Here is a 23,841-nt window from a genome sequence, read left to right as displayed (position 1 = left end):
CCGCAACGCCGTTCCCGCGCAAAAGCGGCCGAGCCCCTGCTTTCAATAGCTTGTGGGGTTGGTGCCCCCTGTTCCCCGATCCTGCGTTGCGCCGCTTGCGGGTAGAACCACTACCCGCTACACGACGCGCCTTGTCTCGGAAAACAGGGGGCACCAACGCGGACGTGCGATTCAATCAGCGTCTCCCTAGTCCGGCGCGTGGCCGAGGCCGGGAATGTCGAGTCAGATTAGCGCCCGTCGGCGGTGTCGGAGATGAGCGAGGTCAAGGGCCGCACCGGATGGTCGTCCTCGGCCTGGGGGTCCGCGGCCGGGCGAGCGGTCAGCAGCCAGGCCTGGTGGGCGGCGTCCAGCTCGTCACGGCGGGTGGACAGCACCAGCACGGTCTCCGGCGTCAGGCCGATCTCCTCCGCGAGACGACGGTAGCTGCCGGCATCGCGGCGGCCACCGATGCGGGTGTCGAACAGTCCGGTCAGGTGTTGTTCGACCTCCGGGTGCGGGCCGTGGCGCAGCCAGTCGCGCTGTACCGGTGCCGGGGTCGCGCCGAAGCTGTACAGGGCCACTCCGCTGCGGTGCAGCCGGTCCAGCGTCGCGGCGGTTTCCCGGGAGAGTTGTGGCTGCAGGGCCCCGGCCTCCAGCGCATCGGCCCAGACCATCCCCTGGAGCTGGCGCACCGGCGTGATGTCCTGCCCGCCCCGGATCCACGCGCGGATCTGGGACAGCAGCCCGTCCACGTCCAGCTCGCGCCCGGAGTAGGCGAGGATGTCCGTCAGCGTCCGCTGGACCGCGGTGGACTCGGCGTGACGCTCGAGGAAGTCCGGCAGCGCCTCGAGGGCGTGCGGTTCCAGCGTATCGCGCAGCACGCCGGACGGGGCGAGGACCCCCTCGAAGGCCAGGATGACGGCCTGGGGGGCGGGGTGAGCGGAGGTCGGGGTCATAGGGGTAGCTGGCGGGCCAGCGTTTCGCATTCGAACATGAACTCGAAGGCCTCGGTGCGCTGCATGGCCCGTTCCACCGTCTCGCCCCAGGTGTAGAGCCCGTGACCACCGATCAGGTAACCGGCAAGTGCCGGGTCGCGGTCCATGGCGGCGTCGACCCGGGCGGCCAGCTGCTGCATGTCCGGCTCGTTGGCGAACACCGGGATGCGGATGCCGCGCGCGGGGTGTTCGCAGCCGGGGAGTTCGCGCAGGGCCTCGTAGTCGCGCAGCAGCAGTGAGCCCGTGACCTGCCGCGACAGCACGGTACCCTGCACGCTGTGCGTATGCAGGACGGCGCCGAGCTGCGCGTCGCGGCGGTACATGATGATGTGCAGGAAGGTCTCGGGGCCGGGTTCGCCGCTGCCGGTGACCCGATGCCCTTCGAGATCCACCACCATGAAGTCGTGGGCGTCCAGCAGGTCCTTGCTGCGCCCCGGGGCGGTAATCACGATATGCCGGTCGTCCAGACGCGCGGAGAAGTGCCCGGTGCGCGCGGGGAGCCAGCCGCGGTCCGCGAGTTCGCGTCCGGCTTCGGCCAGCAGGCGAACCTGCGCTTTGAATTCGGGGCTTTGTTCCATGCGTCCGGGTGTCGACAAAAGAGCGGCAGCTTACGCGAGGCTCGGGTGCAAATCCATGGGCCGCGCGCGTTCCATGCCGTTCTCGTCGGTTGCGGTGGGCATCACTTGACGCGCATGCCGGGGCGGGCCCCGTCATCCGGGTTCAGGATGTAGAGCTCCGACCCACCCGGGCCGGCGGCCAGCACCATGCCCTCGGAGACGCCGAAGCGCATCTTGCGCGGGGCCAGGTTGGCGACCATCACGGTATACCGGCCGATCAGGTCCTCCGGGGCGTAGGCGGACTTGATGCCGGCGAATACCTGGCGCGTCTCGGAACCGATATCCAGGGTGAGTTTCAGGAGTTTGTCGGCGCCGTCCACGTGCTCGGCATTGGCGATGCGGGCGATACGCAGATCGACCCGGGCAAAGGTATCGAAGTCGATGGTCTCGGCAATCGGGTCCACGTTCGCCTCCGTGGCCTGTTCAGGGGCCGCGTTGTCGGGGCTGGCGGTCTCGCGGGCGGCCAGAGTGGCCTTCGAGGCCTCCAGCAGCTTTTCGATGGTCTCCGGCTCGATGCGCGTCATCAGCGGCTTGAACTTCTGGATGGAACGTCCGATCAGGGGTTCGCGGTTCGCCCAGCGGGTGTCGTCCAGGTTCAGGAACGCGGCGGCGTCGGCCGCCAGCTTCGGCAGCACCGGGGCGAGATAGACAATCAGGATGCGGAACAGGTCCAGCCCCTGGGTGTTGATGGCCTGCACCTCGGCCTCGCGACCTTCCTGCTTGGCCAGCACCCAGGGCTGGGCCTCGTCGATGTACTGGTTGGCCTGATCCGCCAGCGCCATGATGCGGCGCATCGCCTGGGCGAACTCGCGCCGCTCGAATGCCGCCGCGATCGCCTCGCCCTCGGCGACGAAGGCGTCGTGCAGGTCCGGGCGCGGGAGTTCCGCGGCCAGCTGGCCGTCGAAGCGCTTGTGGATGAAGCCGGCGCAGCGGCTGGCGATGTTGACCACCTTGCCGACCAGGTCCGAGTTCACGCGCTGCACGAAGTCGTCCAGGTTCAGGTCCAGGTCGTCGACCCCGTCGCCCAGTTTGGCGGCCAGGTAGTAGCGCAGCGATTCGGGGTTCAGGTGGTCCAGGTAGTCGCGGGCGCGGATGAAGGTCCCGCGCGACTTGGACATCTTCTGGCCGTTGACCGTCAGGAAGCCGTGGCAGAAGACCGCCGACGGGGTGCGAAAGCCCGCGCCATGCAGCATGGCCGGCCAGAACAGGGTGTGGAAGTAGGCGATGTCCTTGCCGATGAAGTGGTACAGCTCGGCGTCGGAGTCCGCGCCCCACCAGGCGTTGAAGTCCAGGCCCTGCTGCTCGGCGAAGGCGCGAAAGCTCGCCATGTAGCCAATCGGGGCGTCCAGCCACACGTAGAAGTACTTGCCCGGGGCGTCCGGGATCTCGAAACCGAAGTAGGGCTTGTCACGGGAGATGTCCCAGTCGCTCAGGCCGGTCTCGAACCATTCGTCCAGTTTGTTGCGGATCGCGTCCTGCAGACGGCCGGAGCGGGTCCAGTCGCGCAGGAAGGCCTCGAAGTCGCCCAGCTTGAAGAAGTAGTGCTCCGAGGCGCGTGACTCCGGGCGCGCGCCGCTGATGGCCGATACCGCGTCTTTCAGGTCCATCGGGCTGTAGGTCGCGCCGCAGGCCTCGCAGGAGTCGCCGTACTGCTCCTGCGCGCCGCATTTGGGGCAGGTGCCCTTGATGAAGCGATCCGGCAGGAACATCCCGGCCTCGGGGTCATAGGCCTGGTCGATGGTGCGGGTCTCGATGTGCCCGGCGTCGCGCAGGGCCTTGTAGATCTGGCCGGCCAGCTCGCGGTTCTCGTCGGAATGCGTCGAGTGGTAATGATCAAAGCCGATCAGGAATTCGCTGAAGTCGGCCTCGTGTTCCTGGCGCACCCGCGCGATCAGTTCCTCGGGTTCGATGCCCTCGGCACGGGCCTTGAGCATGATCGGCGTGCCGTGGGCGTCGTCCGCGCAGACATAGATCACCTCGTGGCCCCGCGCACGCTGGAACCGCACCCAGATGTCGGTCTGGATGTATTCCACCAGGTGTCCGAGATGGATCGGGCCGTTGGCGTAGGGCAGGGCGCTGGTGACGAGGATCTTGCGCGGGGTTTCGGTCATTGCTTGGCTCGTGATGGGCGGCGCCGGGCCGCGGGTGCAGGGGCGCTATTGTCGGGTGTGTCCGGCGGCTTGTCGAGGCGCAGCGCGGGCTGGGCCCGCTTGTCCACAGAAGCTGTGGATAAGTCTGTGGGAAACCCGGTGGAATCGGTCGCTACCCCTTGCCACACAAGGGCGCATGACAAATTGGTTAAAAATCGACCAACCCAGAAGAAAAGTGATAAAACAGAAAGTTACATAACTATTGTGCAGCGATTTGGATGTTTGTTCGGCTATCTTGGCCTGTCTTCCCGGTATGCTCCATGTTTGTGCATAAAGCCGTTGCGAAAGGCTTGACACCCGGCCGGATGAGCATGTTTGGGCCCCGGGAAAGGACTGGCACTGCGTGTTGCCATTGGCGTGCCGTACCGGTGCCAGTAGAATCGCGCGGTCACCCTTCAATTGCTGGATGGAACGAACACCATGGCCGAACTCTCGCGCGAGCAGATCGAAAACGCCCTGAAGACTGTTCAGGACAAGTACCTGGAGCAGGATTTGGTGGCCGCCGGCGCGGTCAAGGACATTCAGGTGGAGGGCGCGCGCGCCTCCATTGCCATCGAGATGGGCTACTCCTCGAACGGCTATCACGACGAGCTCCGCGCAGCCATCCAGGGGGCGCTGGCCGGTGTCGCCGGGCTGGAATCCTCGGAAGTGACCATCAACACCAAGGTCACGACGCACGCGGTGCAAAAGAGCCTCAAGCCGATGGCGGGGATCAAGAACATCATCGCCGTGGCCTCCGGCAAGGGCGGGGTGGGCAAGTCCACTACCGCGGTGAATCTGGCGCTGGGCCTGGCGGCCGAGGGCGCGCAGGTCGGCATCCTGGATGCGGACATCTACGGCCCCAGCCAGCCGCGCATGCTGGGCATCAAGGGCAACCCGGAGTCCAAGGATGGCAAGAGCATGGAGCCGCTGGAGCGCCACGGCGTACAGGCGATGTCCATCGGCTTCCTGATCGAGGAGGACACGCCGATGATCTGGCGTGGCCCGATGGTGACCCAGGCGCTGGAGCAGCTCCTGAACGAGACTAACTGGAAGGATCTGGACTACCTGATCATCGACCTGCCGCCGGGCACCGGCGACATCCAGCTGACGCTGTCGCAGAAGATTCCGGTGTCCGGCGCGGTGATCGTGACCACGCCGCAGGACATCGCGCTGCTAGACGCCCGCAAGGGCCTGCGCATGTTCGAGAAGGTCGAGGTGCCAGTGCTGGGCATCATCGAGAATATGAGCATCCACATCTGCTCGAAGTGCGGCAACGAAGAGTACATCTTCGGCCAGGGCGGGGCGGAGAACATGGCCGAGGAGTACGGGGTGGATATGCTGGGCGCCCTGCCGCTGGACATCCGCATCCGCGAACAGGCCGATGGCGGCGAGCCCACCGTGATCGCCGACCCGGATGGCCGCATTACCGAGATCTATCGCGAAATCGCGCGGCGCACCGGCGCCAAGCTGGCGGAGCAGTCCAAGGACTACAGCAGCAAGTTCCCCAATATCGTGATTCAGAACAACTGATCCGGCGAACCGCCGACCAGGGACAGGGCCAATGAGCATCAAGTCGGACCGCTGGATCCGGGAGATGGCCGAGACGCAGGGCATGATCGAGCCCTTCGAGCCCGGCCAGATCCGCTACCGCGACGAGGAGCGGATCGTGTCCTACGGCACCTCCAGCTACGGCTACGACGTTCGCTGTTCGGATCATTTCAAGATCTTCACCAACATCAATTCCAGCATCGTCGATCCCAAGGGCTTCGACGAGGGCAGCTTCGTGGATGTGCAGTCGGATGTCTGCATCATCCCGCCCAACTCCTTTGCCCTGGCGCACACGGTGGAGTACTTCCGTATCCCGCGCGATGTGCTGACCATCTGCCTGGGCAAGTCCACCTATGCCCGCTGCGGCATCATCGTGAACGTGACCCCGCTGGAGCCCGAGTGGGAGGGCCACGTGACGCTGGAGTTCTCCAACACCACGCCGTTGCCGGCCAAGATCTACGCCAACGAGGGTGTGGCGCAGATGCTGTTCCTGCAGTCCGACGAGGTCTGCGAGACGTCCTACAAGGATCGCGGCGGCAAGTACCAGGGGCAGCGCGGCGTCACCCTGCCGCGGACCTGACACCCACCAAATCCCCCGGAGGACCGCCATGCGCATCGTGATCGCGCTGGGCGGCAACGCCCTGTTGCAACGTGGCGAGACCCCCTCGGCCGAGGCCCAGCAGCGCAACGCGCAACAGGCCGCCGAGGCGATCGCCGCCGTGGCGCGCGAGCACGAGGTGGTCGTCACCCACGGGAACGGGCCGCAGGTTGGCCTGCTGGCCAATCAGGCGGAGTGCGATCGCATCGCCTGGCCGCTGGACGTTGTCGGCGCCGAGAGCCACGGCATGATCGGCTACATCCTGGCGCGCGAGCTGCACAACGCACTGGGGCATGACCGGGTGGCGAGCCTGCTGACGCAGACCGAGGTCGACCCCAACGATCCGGCCTTTGGCCATCCGGAGAAATTCATCGGCCCCACCTGGGATGAGGCCCGTGCTCGTGCGCTGGCCGACGAGCGCGGTTGGGATATCGCGCCCGACGGCGAGGGTTGGCGGCGCGTGGTAGCCTCGCCCGAGCCGCAGCGGCTGCTGGGCATGGAGGCGGTACGCTCCCTGGTGGATAGTGGCGCTGTCGCGATCTGCGCCGGGGGTGGGGGTGTGCCAGTCGCGCGCGACGCGGCCGGGCGCCTGCAGGGCATCGAGGCCGTGGTCGACAAGGACCTGACGGCCGCCCGTCTGGCCGCGCATGTCGAGGCCGACTGGCTGCTGATGCTGACCGATGTCGACGGCGTCTATATGGACTGGGGCACGCCGGACGCTCGGCGCTTGAAGGCCCTGCTGGTCACGGCCGTGGAGCCGGCGGCCTACCCCGCGGGTTCCATGGGCCCGAAGATGGAGGCGGCGCGGCGCGCGGCGCAAGGCGGCATCCGGGTCGGGATCGGTGCGCTGGGGCATGCCGCTGATATCCTGGACAGCCAGGCCGGGACCCGCATCCTGCCGGTCGGGGCCGTCTGACAGCGAATCCGCAGCCAGGCGGGTCTCAAGGGCGTGTGCCAAGCCCGTGATCTTCACGCCGGCGCTTGCGCGACGGGCCGTGGGCTTGCACGCTTTGACCTGAAAACACCCGAGAGCGATAGCGATGCGAGAGATTCAGCGAGCGACCCCCCTGGTGATCGGACTGACCGCCGTCGGCCTGCTGGCACTGGGCTGTGGCAACGGCGCGCCGGAGGAGGAGTCGGCGGGTGCACCCCAGAGTCTGGGGGAGGGGGGGCTGACCCCTCAGGACATGTCCAGTGACGAGGCACGGCGTCCGCAGCAGTCCGGCATGCCGGCCGCGGACGTGAAGCGCACCACGGACTGACGGACTCGCGGGGGCGCCTGCCCATGCGTGCCCCGTGCCCTCACCACATCAGGTCATCGGGAACGACGTAATCCTTGTAGGGGTCGTCCGGGTCGGGCTCGGACGACGCATCGTCCTCGGCCGGAATCACCAGCGGCCATTCCGGATCGCGCTCGCGGATGCGGTCCGCTGTCTCCCGCGGGATGACCCGGAAGCCCTTCTCCGGCCGGATATCCAGCCCCGCAATCGCGGCGCGCCCGTCGGCCAGGCGCTTTTGCAGATCCGCTGTCACCGGTAGGTGACGGATCTGCCCCCCCTGCTGAAAGTGATAGTCCAGCGCGGCATCGCCCGTGGGGATCGGCGCCAGGTGGGTGCTGACCAGCTCGCGGATCTGCGCGTGGCGGGCGCGGCGTTCGGCACGCTCCTGCTGTTCGCGGTTCTTCTGCCGCGAGCGTTCGGCCTGCTCGGCCTTGCGCGCCTCGGCCACGCCCGGCTCGGGGCCGGTCTTGCGGTCCTTCTTCTTTTTCGCGTTGCCCTTTTGCGCCTGATGCTTTTGCGCCTTGGCCTTGCGAACCTGTTTTTCGTCCACCAGCCCCGTCTTCAGGAGCTGGGTGCGCAGATCGTCGGACATGAATCCTGCCGTGTAGGGTCTGTATGCCGGGGAGGATAGCCGGAACCGCCAGCGCATGCAGCCGGCATGCCGCTACGTACGTCCCTGCGTGGACACGCTATTGAGAACACCGATCCGGAGTGTGTGGCGCGTCGCGGATCTCGGCCTCCGGCAATGCGGGGAACAGCGTGTGCAGTCGGCGCCGGTGGTTCACGGCGTGGGACCGGCTATCCGGCGTCGAGAGCTGGCGGGCCTGCGCGAGCAGTTGCAGGCCCGCCAGGCGCTCGCTCTGGAGTTCGAGCGCGAGTACCGCGCGGTAGAGCGTGTCGCGCTCGGGGGTGTGCAACTGGCGGCGCAGGGCGCGGATGCGTCCGGTGGCTGAGGTCTGCCAGCGGCGGGCGGTTTGCGCGAGCCGTTGCCACTGAGAGGTCGTCAGCGGTCGGGGGTACCACAGGGCGAACAGCGCCAGCATCACATCCACCCCGAAGTCCTCCTGCCAGCGCAGCAGGCGCGCGCGTGCATCGGGGGCGGCCCAGAGGGTTCCGGCGAAGCTCCAGAAGGCCTCGAAGCCCGTCGACGGCTCCTCCGGGGTGCCTCCGGATTCAGGCACTGCTCGCGGCGGAGGAGGTGAACGTCACCCCGGCGGTGTTCCGCAGACTCTCGGGCTCCAGGATCTCGAGGTCGCGGGTGTGCAGGCTGATTACGCCCTGGTTGCGCAGCTGGGTGAACAGTCGGCTGATGGTCTCCTGGGTCAGGCCCAGGTGGTTGGCGATGTCGGCGCGCGACATCGGCAGGTAGAACCGCTCGGGGGACAGGCCGCGAGTGCGCTGGCGTTCCGACAGCCCCACGAGGAATGTCGCCAGGCGCTGCTCGGCCGTGCGCTGGGCAAGCAGCGCATGCAGGCTTTCGTCCTGCGCGAGCTCCTGGCTCATCACGCTCATCATGTGCTGGCGGAACGTGGGCAGGCGCCCGGCGAGGTCGTCGACATGCCCGTAGGGCACGGCACAGACGCTGGTGGATTCCAGGGCCACGGCACTCACCGGGTGCTTGCCCGAATGGATCGCGTCCAGTCCCAGGAGGTCGCCGGCCAGGGCAAAGCCCGTGATCTGTTCAGTGCCGTCATCGGAGATCAGCACCGTCTTCAGCGCCCCCGTGCGGACCGCATACAGCGCGTCGAACTTGGCCCCCATGGTGAACAGGGCCGCGCCCTTGGCGATCGGCCGGCGCTGCTGGACGATCTCGTCGAGCTGCCAGAGCTCGTCCTGCGGCAGGCCGACCGGCAGGCAGAGCTGGCGCAGGGTGCAGTGCTGACAGGCTTGGGTGGGTCGTAGCGTCATGAGTGCAGGGTAGCCGTTTTTTCGGAATTGGGGAAAGGGATTTTCGGGGTCTGCCATCACGCTCGGGAATGCGCTACTGTCCCTGTGGAATGCAGGTGATTCGGGTCGGGGTTATTACGGGTCTCGAAGCGGCGCCGGCCGCCCACTTCACCGCGCGCGGCATCAGGCATGGACAACGCGAGATAACAATATTTAGACTCAGTTTACATTGGGTGGCGCGGCAACGGCCTGGAACCCACGCGTTGCGCACGGGCCGCCGAGACAAGGACAGGGGTCAAGATGATCGAGCGGTTACTCGAGCAATACATGCGCTACGGGACCTTTGTGCTGCGGCACCCGGATGGCCGCGAGCAGCGTTTCGGTAGCGGTACGCCGGAGATCACGATGCAGCTGCATGACCGGGCGGCGCTGCGCAAGATCGGTCGCGATCCGGGGTTCCAGCTGGGCGAGACCTACATGAACGGCATGTGGTCGCCTGGCCCCGAGGGCCTGCAGGTGTTCCTGGATGTGGCTATGCGCAACTTCGCGCCGATGTTCCAGCAGCGTGTCAATCCGGCGGTGCGTATGCTCCGGGCGCTGATCGAGCAGGGCAACAAGGTGGCGCGCTGCTATCAGAACATCGCCCATCATTATGATGTCGACGAGTGGCTTTATCGCCAGTTCCTGGACGAGGGCATGTTCTACAGTTGTGCCTACTTCGAGCGGCCCGATATGACGCTGGAGGAAGCGCAGCAGGCCAAGTGCGCGATGCTGCGCAGGAAGCTGCGCCTGGAACCCGGCATGCGGGTCCTTGATATCGGTTGCGGCTGGGGCGGCCTGGCCTTCCATCTGGCCGAGCACGCGGACGTGCAGGTCGACGGCGTGACACTGTCCCGGGAGCAGCTGCGGGTGGCCCGGGAGGAGGCCGGGCGACGCGGGCTGGAGGACCGGGTGCGGTTTCTCTACCAGGACTACCGCGAGCACGAGGACCAGTACGACCGGATTGTCAGCGTCGGCATGTTCGAGCATGTCGGCACACCCAACTACGGTACGTTCTTCCAGCGGGTACACGACCTCCTGACGCCCGACGGCATCGCCGTGCTGCATACCATCGGGCGGCAGGAGCCGCCGGGCACCTCCAACCCGTGGCTCAGCAAATACATCTTTCCGGGCGGGTACACCCCGGCGCTGTCCGAGGTGATGAGTGCGCTGGAACCCACCCCGCTGTACACCACGGACATCGAGTTCTGGCGGCTGCACTATGCCGAGACACTGGCTGAGTGGTACCGCCGCTTCCAGAAGGTCCGAGCCGAGGCCGTGACGCGCTTTGACGAGCGCTTCTGCCGCATGTGGGAGTTCTATCTGGCCAGTTGCGAGGGGACCTTCCGCTGGTGGGGACAGGTGGTCTTCCACGTGCAGATGGCCAAGCAGCAGGACGCGGTGCCGTTGACGCGCGACTACCTCTATCGCGACGATGCCTCCGAGGTGGTCTCGATCCCGCCCGGCGAGGCCCAGGCACGGCGCAGCAACGCGGCCTGAGGGGTGGCCGAATGCGCCGGGAACGGCGCGAAAACGGGGCCCGGAGCGCGCGAACCGAACGTACTTTCCCTACACTAATGGGGACGTTGCGGCCATGCCGGCGGTGACCATCCATTCCGGAGCAGGGGCGCGTGTTCGGTCGCTTTCGTAAACGCAGGGAGGCACCGGGTCAGGAAGACCCGCAGGCCGTCGGGCCGTCGCAGGAGAACGTCCTGATCGAGGCGGCCGGCCGCAGCCGCATCACCGAGGTGGCGGCCACCGCGCGGCGCGTCCCCTGGTCGCTCAATTTCCTCCAGCTGCTGTGGGCGGCGGGACCGGTCACGTTCCTGGCCATGCAGGGCGGGTACTTTCTCGGTTTCGGGCACGCCGCCCCGGCACAGAACTTCATCTTCTTCGCCGTCTACACCCTGCTGTTCGGGGTGATCGGCCTGGTGGCGCGCTTTGTTGCCGATGCCACCCGCGGCAAACGCCAGGAGCAGTCGCGCGACCAGCTGCGCAACACGATCGACCTGCTGCCGGACCTGCTGTTCGTGACCCGTGATCTGGCCATGAGCGAGCTCGCACCGGACATGCGCCGGCGCAAGGCGGCCGAGGTGCTGCTCCACGAGGTGGATATCTCGCCCGAGGGGGTGGCCGTCGCGGTGCGCGAGATGACCGGCGATACCAGCCTGGCGGCTGCCGCGGAGCAGATCGAGATCTATCGCCGCCTGGGCCTGCGCTCGCGCGTGGGCGATCTGGTGGGCGCGACCGAGGATTCGCGGCTCGCGGCCCTGGAGAAGCTGCACCACGAGGCCCCGGAGGTCGCCGACCTGCTGCGCGATCGGCTGCGCGGCGTGGCGCCGACCCAGGAGGATGGCGTGCGCCGCGTGGACCAGTTCCTGGACCGCCTGTTTTCCGCCGCCGATGCCGACGACCTGGCCCGGTGCACCCTCGACGATGTGCAGGCGATCTTCGTGCTCGCGTTCGAGCTCGTGAACGGGCGCCAGATCAAGCGCCTGAGCTTCGAATGGTCCGGTGGCTGGCAGCTCGGGGCCGCCCTGGACCGACTGGAATCCCAGGGCAACCGCTTTCGCGTGGCGCAGGCCGGGGTGGTCAGCCGCCTGCGCTCGCTCGGTATTCTGCTGTCCCAGAGCGATGCCTCGGGGCTGGATCCGCAGGCTCTGCGCGAGCCCGTAACCGACCTGGGGCGCCAGGTCCTGGAGGCACTGCGCACTCTGGAGGATCGGGAACCGGGGGAACATTCGCCGGACGGGCAGCTCCTGGGACTGGCACTGCGGCGGGTCGAGGACCTGCGCGAGGCGCGCGACCAGCTGATGCAGGCGCAGAGCCGTTACGCCAATGCGGTGGAGCGCTGGGAGGCCCTGCGCCGCGCCCAGGTGGAGAAGCGGGGCGAGAAGCGCTGGTTCAAGCGCAGTGTGCGCGGTATCCGGGTCAGCGAGGAGCTGATCGAGCTGACCGATGACCAGAAGCTGAAGCTGGCCAACGACTTCTGCAACTTCCTTAAGGAGTTGAAGATCCAGCGTGAGGGCGACCTGTTCTACTTCGGGGGGGCGGCGCTGGACGCCGAGACGGCCAAGCGCATCGGCATCCAACTGGCCCTGATCCTGGAGCCGCTGGTGGACCTCACCAACCCGAGCATCCAGCGCGCCATCTACGCCAACCCGGCCGCGTATCTTGGGGGGCTGTATGTGGGCATGAGCGCGGATGCCAAGGCGGGTCTGGGCTCGGCCATGGTGCGCAAGGTCCGCCAGGATCTGGGGCGCATGGCCGAATGGCTGGCGATGCGCCTCACGCGTATCTATCACCTGCCTTTGAGCGATTCCATGCGCGATTTCCTGGTCGAGCAGTACGGCGCCAACCGCGAGCGCCTGGACATGCTGGCAACGCATGCCGGCGACGAGTCGCATCCCGTGGCACTGCGCGCCGAGCGGTCGCCCGAGTTTGACGCCATGCTGCAGGACAAGACCTGGGGCCTGCTGCTGAAGCGCGGGACCCGCTATCTCCACGCCGAGGAGCGGCGCCGCCGCTGATGATCCGTCGCGACGGGCCTGGTTCGACGGTTCCGGTTGTGCGAGATCGAATCTCCCCCGGCTGGTAATTTTGCGCCCAATTGTGTAGTGTTCGCCGCGTTCCCCGGTGCCCGGCCAGGCTCGACCTGGCGGGTTAAACGGGAAGTTCGGTGAGTCCGGGCGGGTCTTCGAGGCCCGCGGACGATTCCGACGCTGCCCCCGCAACGGTGATCGAGCGAGGGACCGCCCGACGGTCCCTGATGGTCGCGGCCAGTGCCACTGAACATGCGTTCGGGAAGGCGCCGCATCGGAACGCTCGTCAGCCCGGAGACCGGCCAGGGAATGATCGCGCGGCATGCGGCGGGCATGCGAGGCGGATGATCGAGCCTGGCCGCTTGCCGGTTGTGGCCGATCCCCCCTCGTGTCTGTCTCCCCCTGTTCGGGCGATCCCGACGAATCAACGGCGTGCGGGCGGCTCGCCGGGAGACACGGACGACATGAAACGCACAGCACTTTCCACGGCCATCCTGCTGGCCACCAGTCCCGCTCTGGCGGATACGCCGAATACCAACGACGCGCAGACCCTGGAAACCGTCCAGGTCACCGCCTCTCGCATCGCGCAGACCGTCGACGAGACGCTTGCTTCGGTCACCATCATCGACCGCGAAGAGATCGAGCGCCTGCAGCCCCAGCAGTTCACCGATCTTTTAGATGGGCGCGCTGGCGTATCGGTGAGTGGTGCCGGCCCATTTGGTAAACAGTCGAGTGTGCGCGTGAGGGGTACCGAATCTGATCACCACCTGCTTTTGATCGATGGAGTTCGCATGGGCTCTGCGACCACCGGCGGGGCGAGTTGGCGGTTCCTGCCGCCGGAGGAGATCGAACGAGTGGAGATCGTGCGGGGCCCTCGAACCTCCATTTATGGGTCCGATGCCATTGGCGGCGTGACCCAGATCTTTACCCGAGAAGGTCGAGAAGGACCGCCGAAGGTCAACGCATTTGTCGGAGGCGGAAGTTTTGACACGTGGGAGACCGGAGTCGGCGTTGCCGGCGGCACCGAAAACACGAACTACAGTTTCTCGGTTAGCCACTTCGAGACCGATGGGATCAACGTGCAGGACGACGTCGGCGACGATGACCCTGACGGTTACAAAAACACCTCGCTGTCCGGGAAGGTAAGTCATCGTTTGGACAGCGGAATCGAACTTTTCGGGAATTTCTTGTACTCGGAAGGTCGTTCGGAGTATGACGCAGACGAGTTCGACCCTGCCACTTCCCTTATCCTCGGACCGTACGATCGAGCCTACACAGATTTTGTTCATGCCGCCCTGCGGGCCGGTATTCGTATTCCGGTAACCGACCGCTGGGACTCGGAAGTCACGCTTGGGCAGTCACGGGATGAGAGTGACGATGTGACGGAAGGCGGCGTGCTTGGTGGAAGCATCGATCGATTCGATACGCGTCGGAATCAGCTGACCTGGCGCAACGATCTCCGACTTGGGGATCGCACCGACCTAGTGGCCGGAGTGGATGCCTACGAGGACCAGGTTGATGGCACCACCGATTATGACGAGGACTCGCGTTACAACGTTGGCGTGTATTCGGTCTTGCGCACCGAACTTGGCAACCACGACCTGGAAGCTTCGCTGCGTTACGACGACAACGAGCAGTTCGGCGCAAAGACCACGGGGCAGATCGCCTGGGGCATGCAGGCCACCGATGCCCTGCGCCTGCGGGCCAGCTACGGCACCGCCTTCAAGGCGCCGACCTTCAATGATCTTTACTGGCCTTCTTCCGGCCCGATGAGTTTCCGCGGGAACCCCGACCTCGATCCGGAAGAGTCGGAGACCTTCGAGTTTGGGGTCAGGTATTCAGCCAGCCTTGCCTATGTGGATGTGGCAGTGTTCGAAACGCGTGTGGATGGCCTTATAACGGGTTTTCCAATGCGCGAAAACGTTGATGAGGCCCGAATTCGCGGGCTGGAAATCGAGGGTGGCCATGCCCTCGGGCCGTGGAATTCGCGGGTTGCGCTGACCCTGTTGGACGCGGAGGACCGGGATTCCGGAGATGAACTCGCGCGGCGGGCGCCGGTTTCGGCCCGTTTCGATCTAGATCGTCAGATCGGCGATTTCTCCGTAGGTGGTACGGTCCTCGCTCGGAGTCGGACCTATGAATACGACTTCTCGGGCGAGCCAAACCGGCTCTCGGGCTACGGCACGATGAACCTGCGCGCGGCGTATGCCCTCAACCCCGAATGGACGGTCGAGGGCTCCTTGACCAACGTCTTCGATCGGGATTATGAGACCCAGGGCGGCTATAACAACCCCGGCCGGGCCGCGTTCGTGAAGCTGCGCTACCAGCAGAGGTGATTCATGGGTAATCGACTGTCGAAGATCGCAACGCGTACCGGCGACGAAGGCCGGACCGGGCTGGGCGATGGCTCGCGGGTGGACAAGGACAGCCACCGCGTCGAGGCCTTTGGCGACGTGGACGAGCTGAACAGTGTCGTGGGCCGGGTCCTGGTCCACGACCTGCCCGAAGAGGTTCGTCGCTCGCTGGCTCTGGTGCAGCACGAGTTGTTTGATCTCGGAGCGGAACTGGCAGTGCCGGGGCATCAGGCCCTCCCGGAGGCTTCCGTGGAGCGGCTGGACGTGGAGCTGGAGTCCTTCAACGCCGATCTGCCCGCCCTGAAGGAGTTCATCCTTCCGGGTGGGGGTCCCGCTACAGCCGACTGTCACATTGCGCGCACCGTCTGCCGGCGTGCGGAACGGCGTCTGGTGGCGCTCAATCACCACGAGGCATTGCGTCCGGCGTCGCTGGCCTATGTCAACCGGTTGTCGGATCTCCTGTTCGTGCTCTGCCGTGTGCTGGCTCGTCACGAAAACGGTACCGAGGTCCTCTGGCAACCGGCGAACCAGCGCGGCTGACGGGTCTTCGTGGGGGCGCCGCGGTGGCGGCGTCCCATTCCCATTGCAACGGTCGAGGCGTGTCGAGTACACGCCTCGCGCCCTATTGCACCTGTTTATCGGGAAGTTTCCATGCGTTTTCGTTGCACGATCCTGAGCGTTTTCGCGCTTTTCCTTTTCGGAATGGTACCGGCCCATGCGGGTCCGCTCGTGGTGGGTGTGGTCTCCGATCGCTCGGCGGCGGAGGTGGCCGCTGGCGCGCATCGCTTCCTGGAGGCTCATCCGCAGGCGGAGGTGATCCTGCGGACACCGGAGCAACTCGCGGACAAGTCGGACGAGGCGGTATCGGCGCTGTGGCGGGAGGCCGACGCCATACTCGTTGCGGCTGTTTTCGGGGACCAGGCCGCGCGCCTCGACCGTCTGTTGCGGGAGGCCCCGCCGCCCGAGGGGGCCCCGATTCTGGCCATTAACAGCGTGCGTCACCTGACGGCGCTGTCCCGGATCGGCGGCGAGGCCGTACTCGTGGGTCTCGATGACGAGAAGCGAACCGAACTGGCGGCCAACCCCGACCCGGGCGAAGACCCGCGCGTGCACCTGGCCCAACAGCGGGAGCGTTTCCCCGAACAGGCGGACTGGCTGACCGGGCGCGCGTTCTATCAGGGGCGTACACCGGAGAATATGGAGGGGCTGATGCGCTGGCTGGCCGCGCGCGGCGGGCACGAGAACGAAGTTCCGGAGCCGGACCCGCGCGAGACCATCCGCTATTACCGGCATGGGAACTCCACTCCCGACCCGGACGATCTCGAGCTGGACGACGGGCCCGCCGTGGCGTTGCTGGACCTGGATACCGGTGACCGGCCGGGAGACCGCGCGCTGCTGGACGCAGCCTGCGAAGCCCTGGAGGCGCGAGACATCCAGTGCTTTGCGGTGCTGGCGCGCTGGGGCGGGGCCAGCCGCGAGGCGGTCGAGACGCTGGCCGAGGCGGCCGGGCCGGCGGATCTGGCGGGTATCGTCAGCCTGCAGGACTTCGTGGTCGGCGGGGGCGGCAACCGCGAGGCGGTGGCCGAGGCCTTCGGCGAGCTGGATGTCCCGGTGATCAAGGGCATCCGTCTGGCAGATGTGAGCGCGACCCAGTGGCGGCTGTCGCACGAGGGCATCCCCTGGGACAAGGTCCACTACCACGTGGCCATGCCGGAGTTGCAGGGCATGAGCCAGCCGATGGTGCTCGCGACCGCGGGCGCGCCGGAACAGGACGAACGCACCGGCGTGCGCCTGACCCTGACCGAGCCGGTCGACGAGCGGGTCGAGGCCCTGGCCGATCGGGTGGCGAGCTGGCAGCGGCTGCGCCGCCTGGACAACGCGGACAAGCGCGTGGCGGTGGTCTACTACAACCATCCGCCGGGTCGCCAGAACATCGGTGCGGACAAGCTGGATGTCCCCGAGTCGCTGCTGGAGATCCTGCAGCGCCTCGAGGCTGCCGGGTACGACCTGGGCGACGCGGTGCCGGAGGACGCCGAGACCCTGCTGGAGATGATCCAGGATCGGGCCGTGAACCTGCCGGAACAGGCGGACGCGCTGGACGCGATCGCCGGCCGGGTCGCCTCGCTGGATCGCGACCAGTATCAGGCGTATTTCGATAGCCTGCCGGAGCCCGTCCGGGCCGAACTGGTCGACGGCCCGATCGGCTATCTGCAGGCACGCCTGGAGGCCGCCAGGGCCGCCGACAAGGTCGAGATCGCGCAAGCTGCGCTGGAGAGCGGCGTTGGTGATCTGCGCCACATGCTCGAGAGTTATCCGCACGCGGCGCAGGAGCGGGCACTGGACCTGCTGGCCCAGTACGAGGAGGCCTGGGAGGCCACGCTGGCGGGAGAAGATGCCCACGCGACCACTGAGCAGTTGCGCAAGGCGTTGGTGCGCACGGGCATCCCCGGCCTGACCGGCTGGGGCGAGCCGCCGGGCGAGGCGATGACCCGCGATGGCGAGATGCTGTTCCCGGGGATCGAGTTCGGCAATGTGTTCATCGGCCCGCAGCCGCCGCGCGGCTGGGAGGTCAGCGAGCGCCTGCTGCACGCGAATACCACGTTCCCGCCGACCCACCAGTATGTCGGCTTCTACCACTGGATCCGCGATCACTTCGAGGCCGATGCGCTGGTCTATGTGGGCCGTCACTCGACCCGCGAATTCCTGCCGCGCCGGCGCGCGGGGCTGGCACCGGATGATTACCCCGAGCTCCTTGGCGGGGCCCTGCCGATCATCTATCCCTACATTGTCGATGGCGTGGGTGAGGGCATCCAGGCCAAGCGCCGCGCCATGGGCGTGATGATCAGCCACCTGACCCCGCCGCTGGCGGCCACCGAGCTCTACGACAGCCTGCTGGAACTGCGCCAGCTGGTGGAGACCTACGAGGCCGCCGCGCAGCCGGATGCCGCGACGCGCTCGCGGGCCGTCCAGACCCTGCGCGAACGTATCGAGGACCTTGGCCTGACCGAGACCATCGAGCGTGAACTGGCGCGGGGTCACCATCACGATCACGGGCATCACCATGATGATCACGGTGATCATCACGAGGGGCATCACGACGAGGACCACGCGGGACATGGCGAAGGCCACGGAGACGAACACGGCGACGAACATCGCGACGCGGACCATCACCGGGAACACGGGGATGAAGAGCACGAACACGCCCATGAGCATGACCACGCGGACGAGGGCCATGGTGAACATGCAACGACCGTGCTGGCGGAGATGGACGAGGAGTTGCTGGTCCACGAGATCGGGCATTACCTGACCGACATGCAGGAAGACCAGATGCCGCTGGGGCTGCATGTGTTCGGACGCGACTGGAGCGACGAGGCTGTGGACACGATGCTCGAGTCGATGGCGGGTGACGACGCGGTCGGCGACGACTGGGACGCCAAGCTGCGTGGGTCCCCGGCGAGCGAGCGCGCGCATCTGCTGGCGGCGCTGGAAGGCCGTTTCGTGCCGCCAGGGCAGGGCAACGACCCGATCCGTACGCCGGAGGTATTGCCGACCGGGCGCAACTTCCACGCGCTGGCGGCGGACCTGGTCCCCACGCGTATCGCCTGGGGTATCGGTCAGGAGCTGGCCGCGGATGCCCGCGAGCACGGTGATCCCGAGGCGGATGGCAGCGAGGCGATCATCCTCTGGGCGTCGGATACTGTGCGTGACGAGGGCGTGATGATCGCCTTTGGCATGGACATGCTGGGCATTCGTCCGGCCTGGAACAGTCGCGGGATCGTCCAGGGGCTGGAGCGCATGGACCTTGATGAAGCCGGGCGCGATCGACGTCGCGATGCCCTGTTTACCACCTCCGGTCTGTTCCGCGACCTCTACGAGGACCAGCTGGTGTGGCTGGACCGGGCCGCGCGCCTCGCGCTGGACGGATCGTCCGAGACCATTCTTGCCGAGTACCCCGAGCTGGAAGAGGCACTGGAAGCGGCGTTGGCCCCGCTGGGGCAAGACCTGCGCGATCCGGGCACCGAGCCCCTGGCGCGCAACGATGTGGCCGCCCAATGGGTGGAGGACACCCAGGCCCTGCGCGCCGCAGGCCTCAATGGCCTCGAGGCGGGTCAGCAGGCCGCGCTGCGGGTGTTCGGTACCGCCCCCGGGGCCTATGGGGCCGGGGTCAATCGTCTCGCGGACCGTTCCGGGGCCTGGGAGGACCGAGCCGAACTGGGCGCGGCCTATCTGCGCCGGATGGGCCACGCCTACGGGGCGGACGAATCCGGTGGCTCCGCGCACGAGGCCTTCGAGGCCCGGCTGGGCCAGGTCGGGCGCACCTATCTCGGGCGCGCCTCGCACCTCTACGGCCTGCTGGACAACGACGACGGTTTTGACTTCCAGGGCGGGCTCTCGACCGCGGTCGAAAGTATTCGCGGCGCTGTGCCGGACAACCGCGTGCTGCAGCACGCCGATCCGGACGACCCGCGGGTGGAGACGCTGGGCCGCGCGCTGATGCGCGAGCTGCAGGGGCAGAACCTGAACCCGCAGTGGATCGAGCCGCTGATGGACCACGGCTATGCCGGGGCGCGGACCATGGCCCGCGACTTCGTCGACAACCTGTGGGGCTGGCAGGCCACCAATCCCGAGATCATCCGCTCCTGGGTCTGGGACGAGGTGCATGACGTGTATCTGCAGGACCGCCACGGCCTGGGCGTGGACGAATTCCTCGCCGACGGCCACAACGTGCATGTGAAGACCCACCTGCAGGCCGTGCATCTGGTGGCCGCCAGTCGTGGGTTCTGGGAGGCCGATCCGGAGGTACTGGAGGCCCTGTCCGAACGCTTTGCCGAACTGGTGGCGGAACACGGCCTGCCGGGCAGCGGGCACACGCGCCCCGACCACCCGATGCTGGACGAGGTGGCCGAGCGCCTGGAGGAGCCCGAACTGCGCGAGGCCTTCGAGGCCGTGCGCGCGTCCGCGCAGATCGATCGCGCACAGGCGGAGGCCGACCCCAGCCGTGTCACCGAGATCCAGCCGCTGGAAGACCCGGCGGCGCAAGAGATGCCGGAGATCCCCGAACCGGCCGAGGCCGACGGCGGGCAGGAGGCTGGCGACGAGGCGGGGGGCATGCCCTGGCTCCCGTGGCTGGTCGCCGGCGTGCTGTTCCTGCTTCTGATCGGTGGTGTCGCCGCCGGCCGACGGCGATAACCGCCGCTGGAAATGTCTCCTGTAGGAGGCCAGCCCTCTGGCCGATGGGGTATGTCCGGCGGCTCATCGGCCAGAGGGCTGGCCTCCTACATAAGAACGTGGGAAGCGCTGAACAAAGGTTAATGAGGTAAACGCGAATGCCGTTCTCGATCACGATGGAACTGATGGACACCGTGGTGCGCTGGCTGCTGGAGCCGGTGATCGTCGGTCTGCTGGTGCTGGTCGCGGTCGCCGTGTGGGAGCTTGGGCTGGCACTGGGTGAACGTTCCGGCGGAGTGCGCCGGCTGGAGGCCACCGGTGACGCCGAGCGACTGGCCTACCGCGCACGACGCCGCATCGACCGCGCGGATCTGCTGGCACGCATCGGCCCGATGCTCGGGCTGATGGGGACGTTGATTCCGCTGGGTCCCGGGCTGGCCGCGATGGGCCGGGGCGAACTGGAAATCCTGGCCCAGGCCGTTACGGTGGCGTTCAACACCACGGTGCTGGGGCTGCTGGTCGGCATCCTCGGCTTCCTGCTTGGACGCCTCCGTCGGCGCTGGTATGACGCCGCGATGGAGCGCCTGGAGGCGGCGGCATGAGGGTCCCGCACTACCGCGCCAGCCGCTTCGATGCCCCTGACGAAGAGCCGATGGGCCCACTGGCCAATCTGGCCGACATCATGCTCGTGTTCGCTGTCGGCCTGATGGTGGTGATGGCCGCCTCGGGCAGCGGACTGGAACCGGCCAGCGGCGGTGCCGAGATCGAACCCGGGCGCGAGATCCCGGACCCGCCCGAGGGCGCCGGCGAGGCCGGCTCCGGCTTCGAGTCGATGGGCCAGGTCTACCGTGACCCGGAGACCGGACGAATGATCCTGATCGGCGAGTAGGCCCGCCCCCTGCGCACCCCGAACAAGCAATGAACTCAAGGAGTACATCAACATGACCAACGATACCGACGCGGCCAAGGCCGAACGCCACGCGCAGCGTATGGCGCGCAAGAAGGAAGTGGTGGACCGCAAGATCGCCGAGGCCCAGGAAGAAAAGGGCGTGTTCCTGATCCTGACCGGAAACGGCAAGGGCAAGAGCTCCTCCGGCTTCGGCATGGTTGCGCGCGCCCTGGGGCACGGCATGCACGTCGGCATCGTGCAGTTCATCAAGGGCCAGTTCGCCACCGGCGAGGAGGCCTTCTTCCGTGGCCAGGACAAGGTGCAGTACCACGTGATGGGCGAGGGCTACACCTGGGAGACCCAGGACCGCGACAAGGATGTGGCCGCGGCCCGCGAGGCCTGGGCACATGCCCGCGACATGCTGCACGACCCGAACGTCGACCTGGTGCTGCTCGACGAGCTGCACATCGCGCTGAAATATCAGTACCTGGATGTGGACGAGGTGCTGGAGGATCTCGCCAATCGCCCGCCGATGCAGCACGTGATTACCACCGGCCGCGCCGCGCCGAAGGCACTGATCGAGGCGGCCGACACCGTCAGCGAGATCGGCGTGGTCAAGCACGCCTTCCAGGCCGGCATCAAGGCCCAGAAGGGGATCGAGCTGTGAGTGTGAGCTGCCCCGCGGCGTTCGTGGCGGCCCCGGCCTCGGGGCAGGGCAAGACCACGATCACCGCCGCCATCGCCCGTTACCACCGCAACCAGGGTTTGCGCGTGCGCGTGTTCAAGACCGGCCCCGACTTCCTCGACCCGATGATCCTGGAACAGGCATCCGGGCATCCGGTCGACGCCCTGCATCTGTGGATGGTCGGGGAAGAAGCCTGTCGAGCGATGCTGTACGAGGCCGCACAGGATGCCGATCTGATCCTGGTCGAGGGCTCGATGGGGCTGTTCGATGGCGATCCCTCCGGGGCGGATCTGGCGCAGGCCTTCGGTTTGCCGATCCTGGCCATGGTGGACGCCAGCGGCATGGGCCAGACATTCGGGGCGCTGGTGCATGGCCTGTCGACCTACCGCCCGGGTCTGTCCTTCGCGGGCGTGATTGCCAACCGGGTGGGCAGTCCGGGCCATGCGCGGATGCTGGAGGATTGCACCCCGGAGGCGATCCGCTTCTTTGGTGCCGTGCAGCGTAACGAAACGCTGAGTGTCCCGGATCGTCACCTGGGGCTGGTGCAGGCCGGCGAGATCGCCGATCTGGATGCGCGGCTGGAGGCGGCAGCGGCCGCGATTGAAGAGGCTGGGGTGACAGGGCTCCCGGAGCCGGTGCGCTTTGATCCGGAAACAATTGCGCCGATCGAGGCGGCGCTGTCCGGCGTGCGCATTGCGATCGCGCGGGATGCGGCTTTTGCTTTCATGTATCCGGCCAACCTGCGCCTGCTGGAGAAGATGGGCGCCGAACTGCGGTTCTTTTCCCCGCTTGCGGGGGACGGGTTACCAGAGGCCGATGCCGTCTGGCTGCCGGGTGGCTACCCCGAGTTGTATCTGGATCAGCTGTCCGCCAATGCTGTCCTGAAGTCGGACCTTGAGGCCCATCATGCGGCGGGTCGCCCCATCCTGGCGGAGTGCGGGGGCTTTCTCTACCTGCTGGATGAACTGGCCAATCGCGAGGGTCATGCCGCGGCCATGGCCGGGCTGGTGCCGGGCAAGGCCCAGCTGGCAGACCGCCTGCAGGGTCTGGGGCTCCAGGCGGCCCCGCTGCCGGAGGGCGAGCTGCGCGGGCACACCTTCCATCACACCCATTCCGAGGTCGGGCTCGAGCCCTATGGTCATTGCTGGCGTGCGCGCGGGACGGGGTCGCAGGGCGAGGCGATCTATCGTGACGGGCGCCTGACCGCGACCTATCTGCATGCCTGGTTCCCCTCCAACCCGCAGGCCACGGCGCGACTGTTCCAGGCATGAGCGGTACAGGGCAGCACAAGGTGGCCAGGATCGGATCCGGTGCGCGCCCTGGGGTGACCCTCCCGTTTCGCGGCGAGCGGCGGGCCGGGTGCGTGGATCTGGTGGGCGCGGGGCCGGGCGATCCAGGCCTGCTGACACTGGACGCGCTCAGCGCGATGCAGCACGCGGAGATCCTGCTGCACGACCGCCTGATCCCGCAGGCGATCCTGGATCTGGCAAACCCCAAGGCGCAGCGTCTGTACGTGGGCAAGGCGCGCTCGCGGCACAGTTGTGATCAGGGCGATCTGAACGATCGCATGGTCGCGCTGGCCCGGGAGGGGCACTACGTGGTGCGCCTGAAGGGGGGTGACCCGTTTGTCTACGGGCGGGGCGGCGAGGAGGCCGCCGCGATTGCCGCCGCCGGGGTGCCAGTGCGCATCGTGCCGGGGATTACCGCAGCCGGTGGCTGTGCAGCCTATGCAGGGATCCCGCTGACCCATCGCGATCACGCCTATCGCTGCCAGTTCGTGACCGCCCACCGGCGTGCCGGCGAGACCAATCTGGACTGGGCCTCGCTGGTGCATCCGCAGCAGACCCTGGTCGTCTACATGGGGCTGCATACCCTGGCCGAGGTCTGTGGCGAGATGATGGCGGCGGGTGCGGACGGCGCGATGCCGGCCGCGCTGGTCGAACAGGGGACGCGCCCGGGCCAGCGTGTCATCGAAGGCGTTCTGGCCGACCTCCCCGCGCGGGTGGCGGATCTGGATATCCAGTCGCCGGCGCTGCTGATCGCGGGCGAGGTCGTGCGCCTGCGCGAGACGATCGCCACGCAGGGTGCCGAGTCCGTCCCGGGAACGCATGAAACCGGCTGAGCAGA

20 protein-coding genes and 1 riboswitch are annotated in these 23,841 nt (G+C 67.2%); of the genes, 14 read left to right on the top strand and 6 right to left on the bottom strand.

What is annotated here, in order from left to right; all coding sequences use genetic code 11:
• Positions 1–227 precede the first annotated feature (227 nt).
• The 3 genes from D105_RS0110695 to metG all read right to left on the bottom strand — a co-directional run bounded on the left by D105_RS0110695 (position 228) and on the right by metG (position 3,702).
• Entirely contained in the window at positions 228–935 is a 708-nt protein-coding gene (locus D105_RS0110695) for a hypothetical protein (RefSeq protein ID WP_018878386.1), read from the bottom strand.
• A complete protein-coding gene (gene mtnB, locus D105_RS0110690) occupies positions 932–1,552 on the bottom strand; it encodes a methylthioribulose 1-phosphate dehydratase (RefSeq protein ID WP_018866877.1) in 621 nt (206 codons plus the stop codon). Before mtnB ends, D105_RS0110695 begins: the two co-directional genes overlap by 4 nt.
• 101 nt (positions 1,553–1,653) lie before the next feature.
• Positions 1,654–3,702, bottom strand: a complete 2,049-nt coding sequence (gene metG / locus D105_RS0110685) for a methionine--tRNA ligase (RefSeq protein WP_018878385.1) — start codon at positions 3,700–3,702, stop codon at positions 1,654–1,656.
• Positions 3,703–4,161: 459 nt separating this feature from the next.
• On the opposite strand from metG, the gene apbC reads away from it, so the two are divergent.
• The 4 genes from apbC to D105_RS0110665 all read left to right on the top strand — a co-directional run bounded on the left by apbC (position 4,162) and on the right by D105_RS0110665 (position 7,131).
• On the top strand, positions 4,162–5,253 hold the full coding sequence (apbC, locus tag D105_RS0110680; RefSeq protein WP_018866875.1) for an iron-sulfur cluster carrier protein ApbC: 1,092 nt from the start codon (positions 4,162–4,164) through the stop codon (positions 5,251–5,253).
• A gap of 31 nt (positions 5,254–5,284) precedes the next feature.
• Positions 5,285–5,851, top strand: coding sequence for a dCTP deaminase (gene dcd / locus D105_RS0110675; RefSeq protein WP_018866874.1), 567 nt, complete (start codon positions 5,285–5,287; stop codon positions 5,849–5,851).
• A 28-nt stretch (positions 5,852–5,879) separates the two neighbouring features.
• Positions 5,880–6,785, top strand: coding sequence for a carbamate kinase (locus D105_RS0110670; RefSeq protein WP_018878384.1), 906 nt, complete (start codon positions 5,880–5,882; stop codon positions 6,783–6,785).
• 124 nt (positions 6,786–6,909) lie between these two features.
• On the top strand, positions 6,910–7,131 hold the full coding sequence (locus tag D105_RS0110665; protein WP_018878383.1) for a hypothetical protein: 222 nt from the start codon (positions 6,910–6,912) through the stop codon (positions 7,129–7,131).
• 40 nt (positions 7,132–7,171) lie between these two features.
• Here the strand turns inward: D105_RS0110665 and D105_RS0110660 are convergent, their stop codons facing one another.
• The 3 genes from D105_RS0110660 to fnr all read right to left on the bottom strand — a co-directional run bounded on the left by D105_RS0110660 (position 7,172) and on the right by fnr (position 9,057).
• Positions 7,172–7,741 carry a DUF2058 domain-containing protein gene (locus D105_RS0110660; RefSeq protein ID WP_018866871.1) on the bottom strand — a complete coding sequence of 190 codons (570 nt, stop codon included), beginning with the start codon at positions 7,739–7,741 and terminating at the stop codon, positions 7,172–7,174.
• 97 nt (positions 7,742–7,838) lie between these two features.
• On the bottom strand, positions 7,839–8,330 hold the full coding sequence (locus D105_RS0110655) for a DUF2390 domain-containing protein (RefSeq protein WP_018878382.1): 492 nt from the start codon (positions 8,328–8,330) through the stop codon (positions 7,839–7,841).
• A complete protein-coding gene (gene fnr / locus D105_RS0110650) occupies positions 8,323–9,057 on the bottom strand; it encodes a fumarate/nitrate reduction transcriptional regulator Fnr (protein WP_018866869.1) in 735 nt (244 codons plus the stop codon). Before fnr ends, D105_RS0110655 begins: the two co-directional genes overlap by 8 nt.
• A 279-nt stretch (positions 9,058–9,336) precedes the next feature.
• On the opposite strand from fnr, the gene D105_RS0110645 reads away from it, so the two are divergent.
• The 10 genes from D105_RS0110645 to cobA all read left to right on the top strand — a co-directional run bounded on the left by D105_RS0110645 (position 9,337) and on the right by cobA (position 23,836).
• On the top strand, positions 9,337–10,575 hold the full coding sequence (locus tag D105_RS0110645; RefSeq protein WP_018866868.1) for a cyclopropane-fatty-acyl-phospholipid synthase family protein: 1,239 nt from the start codon (positions 9,337–9,339) through the stop codon (positions 10,573–10,575).
• 131 nt (positions 10,576–10,706) lie between these two features.
• The gene (locus D105_RS0110640; protein WP_018878381.1) at positions 10,707–12,605 is read left to right on the top strand and encodes a hypothetical protein; all 1,899 of its coding nucleotides are present in this window, start codon (positions 10,707–10,709) and stop codon (positions 12,603–12,605) included.
• 87 nt (positions 12,606–12,692) lie between these two features.
• Positions 12,693–12,939, top strand: a riboswitch (cobalamin riboswitch).
• 142 nt (positions 12,940–13,081) lie between these two features.
• On the top strand, positions 13,082–14,953 hold the full coding sequence (locus D105_RS0110635) for a TonB-dependent receptor domain-containing protein (protein ID WP_018866866.1): 1,872 nt from the start codon (positions 13,082–13,084) through the stop codon (positions 14,951–14,953).
• A 3-nt stretch (positions 14,954–14,956) separates the two neighbouring features.
• Positions 14,957–15,511, top strand: a complete 555-nt coding sequence (locus tag D105_RS0110630) for a cob(I)yrinic acid a,c-diamide adenosyltransferase (protein WP_018866865.1) — start codon at positions 14,957–14,959, stop codon at positions 15,509–15,511.
• A gap of 111 nt (positions 15,512–15,622) precedes the next feature.
• Entirely contained in the window at positions 15,623–20,161 is a 4,539-nt protein-coding gene (locus tag D105_RS0110625) for a cobaltochelatase subunit CobN (RefSeq protein WP_026280469.1), read from the top strand.
• Positions 20,162–20,298: 137 nt separating this feature from the next.
• Positions 20,299–20,742 carry a MotA/TolQ/ExbB proton channel family protein gene (locus D105_RS0110620; protein WP_018174775.1) on the top strand — a complete coding sequence of 148 codons (444 nt, stop codon included), beginning with the start codon at positions 20,299–20,301 and terminating at the stop codon, positions 20,740–20,742.
• Positions 20,739–21,029, top strand: coding sequence for a DUF2149 domain-containing protein (locus D105_RS0110615; protein ID WP_018138715.1), 291 nt, complete (start codon positions 20,739–20,741; stop codon positions 21,027–21,029). The genes D105_RS0110620 and D105_RS0110615 overlap by 4 nt, the downstream gene beginning before the upstream one ends.
• Positions 21,030–21,081: 52 nt before the next feature.
• Positions 21,082–21,696: a cob(I)yrinic acid a,c-diamide adenosyltransferase gene (cobO, locus tag D105_RS0110610; RefSeq protein ID WP_018875751.1), complete on the top strand. Its 615-nt coding sequence runs from the start codon at positions 21,082–21,084 to the stop codon at positions 21,694–21,696.
• The gene (locus D105_RS0110605; RefSeq protein WP_018875750.1) at positions 21,693–22,985 is read left to right on the top strand and encodes a cobyrinate a,c-diamide synthase; all 1,293 of its coding nucleotides are present in this window, start codon (positions 21,693–21,695) and stop codon (positions 22,983–22,985) included. The genes cobO and D105_RS0110605 overlap by 4 nt, the downstream gene beginning before the upstream one ends.
• Positions 22,982–23,836, top strand: coding sequence for a uroporphyrinogen-III C-methyltransferase (gene cobA / locus D105_RS0110600; RefSeq protein WP_026280246.1), 855 nt, complete (start codon positions 22,982–22,984; stop codon positions 23,834–23,836). Before D105_RS0110605 ends, cobA begins: the two co-directional genes overlap by 4 nt.
• The last annotated feature ends 5 nt before the right edge of the window (positions 23,837–23,841 follow it).

The sequence above is a fragment of the Thioalkalivibrio sp. ALE28 genome (assembly GCF_000377425.1).
Taxonomy (GTDB): Bacteria; Pseudomonadota; Gammaproteobacteria; order Ectothiorhodospirales; family Ectothiorhodospiraceae; genus Thioalkalivibrio.
This window is presented reverse-complemented; position numbering and strand designations above follow the sequence as displayed.

Coding starts and splice junctions, on each gene's coding strand:
- cobA (WP_026280246.1), top strand. CDS start 22,982: ATGAGCGGTACAGGGCAGCACAAGGTGGCCAGGATCGGATCCGGTGCG.
- metG (WP_018878385.1), bottom strand. CDS start 3,702: ATGACCGAAACCCCGCGCAAGATCCTCGTCACCAGCGCCCTGCCCTAC.
- D105_RS0110615 (WP_018138715.1), top strand. CDS start 20,739: ATGAGGGTCCCGCACTACCGCGCCAGCCGCTTCGATGCCCCTGACGAA.
- D105_RS0110695 (WP_018878386.1), bottom strand. CDS start 935: ATGACCCCGACCTCCGCTCACCCCGCCCCCCAGGCCGTCATCCTGGCC.
- D105_RS0110630 (WP_018866865.1), top strand. CDS start 14,957: ATGGGTAATCGACTGTCGAAGATCGCAACGCGTACCGGCGACGAAGGC.
- apbC (WP_018866875.1), top strand. CDS start 4,162: ATGGCCGAACTCTCGCGCGAGCAGATCGAAAACGCCCTGAAGACTGTT.
- fnr (WP_018866869.1), bottom strand. CDS start 9,057: ATGACGCTACGACCCACCCAAGCCTGTCAGCACTGCACCCTGCGCCAG.
- D105_RS0110660 (WP_018866871.1), bottom strand. CDS start 7,741: ATGTCCGACGATCTGCGCACCCAGCTCCTGAAGACGGGGCTGGTGGAC.
- cobO (WP_018875751.1), top strand. CDS start 21,082: ATGACCAACGATACCGACGCGGCCAAGGCCGAACGCCACGCGCAGCGT.
- D105_RS0110625 (WP_026280469.1), top strand. CDS start 15,623: ATGCGTTTTCGTTGCACGATCCTGAGCGTTTTCGCGCTTTTCCTTTTC.
- D105_RS0110665 (WP_018878383.1), top strand. CDS start 6,910: ATGCGAGAGATTCAGCGAGCGACCCCCCTGGTGATCGGACTGACCGCC.
- D105_RS0110645 (WP_018866868.1), top strand. CDS start 9,337: ATGATCGAGCGGTTACTCGAGCAATACATGCGCTACGGGACCTTTGTG.
- dcd (WP_018866874.1), top strand. CDS start 5,285: ATGAGCATCAAGTCGGACCGCTGGATCCGGGAGATGGCCGAGACGCAG.
- D105_RS0110620 (WP_018174775.1), top strand. CDS start 20,299: ATGCCGTTCTCGATCACGATGGAACTGATGGACACCGTGGTGCGCTGG.
- D105_RS0110670 (WP_018878384.1), top strand. CDS start 5,880: ATGCGCATCGTGATCGCGCTGGGCGGCAACGCCCTGTTGCAACGTGGC.
- D105_RS0110635 (WP_018866866.1), top strand. CDS start 13,082: ATGAAACGCACAGCACTTTCCACGGCCATCCTGCTGGCCACCAGTCCC.
- mtnB (WP_018866877.1), bottom strand. CDS start 1,552: ATGGAACAAAGCCCCGAATTCAAAGCGCAGGTTCGCCTGCTGGCCGAA.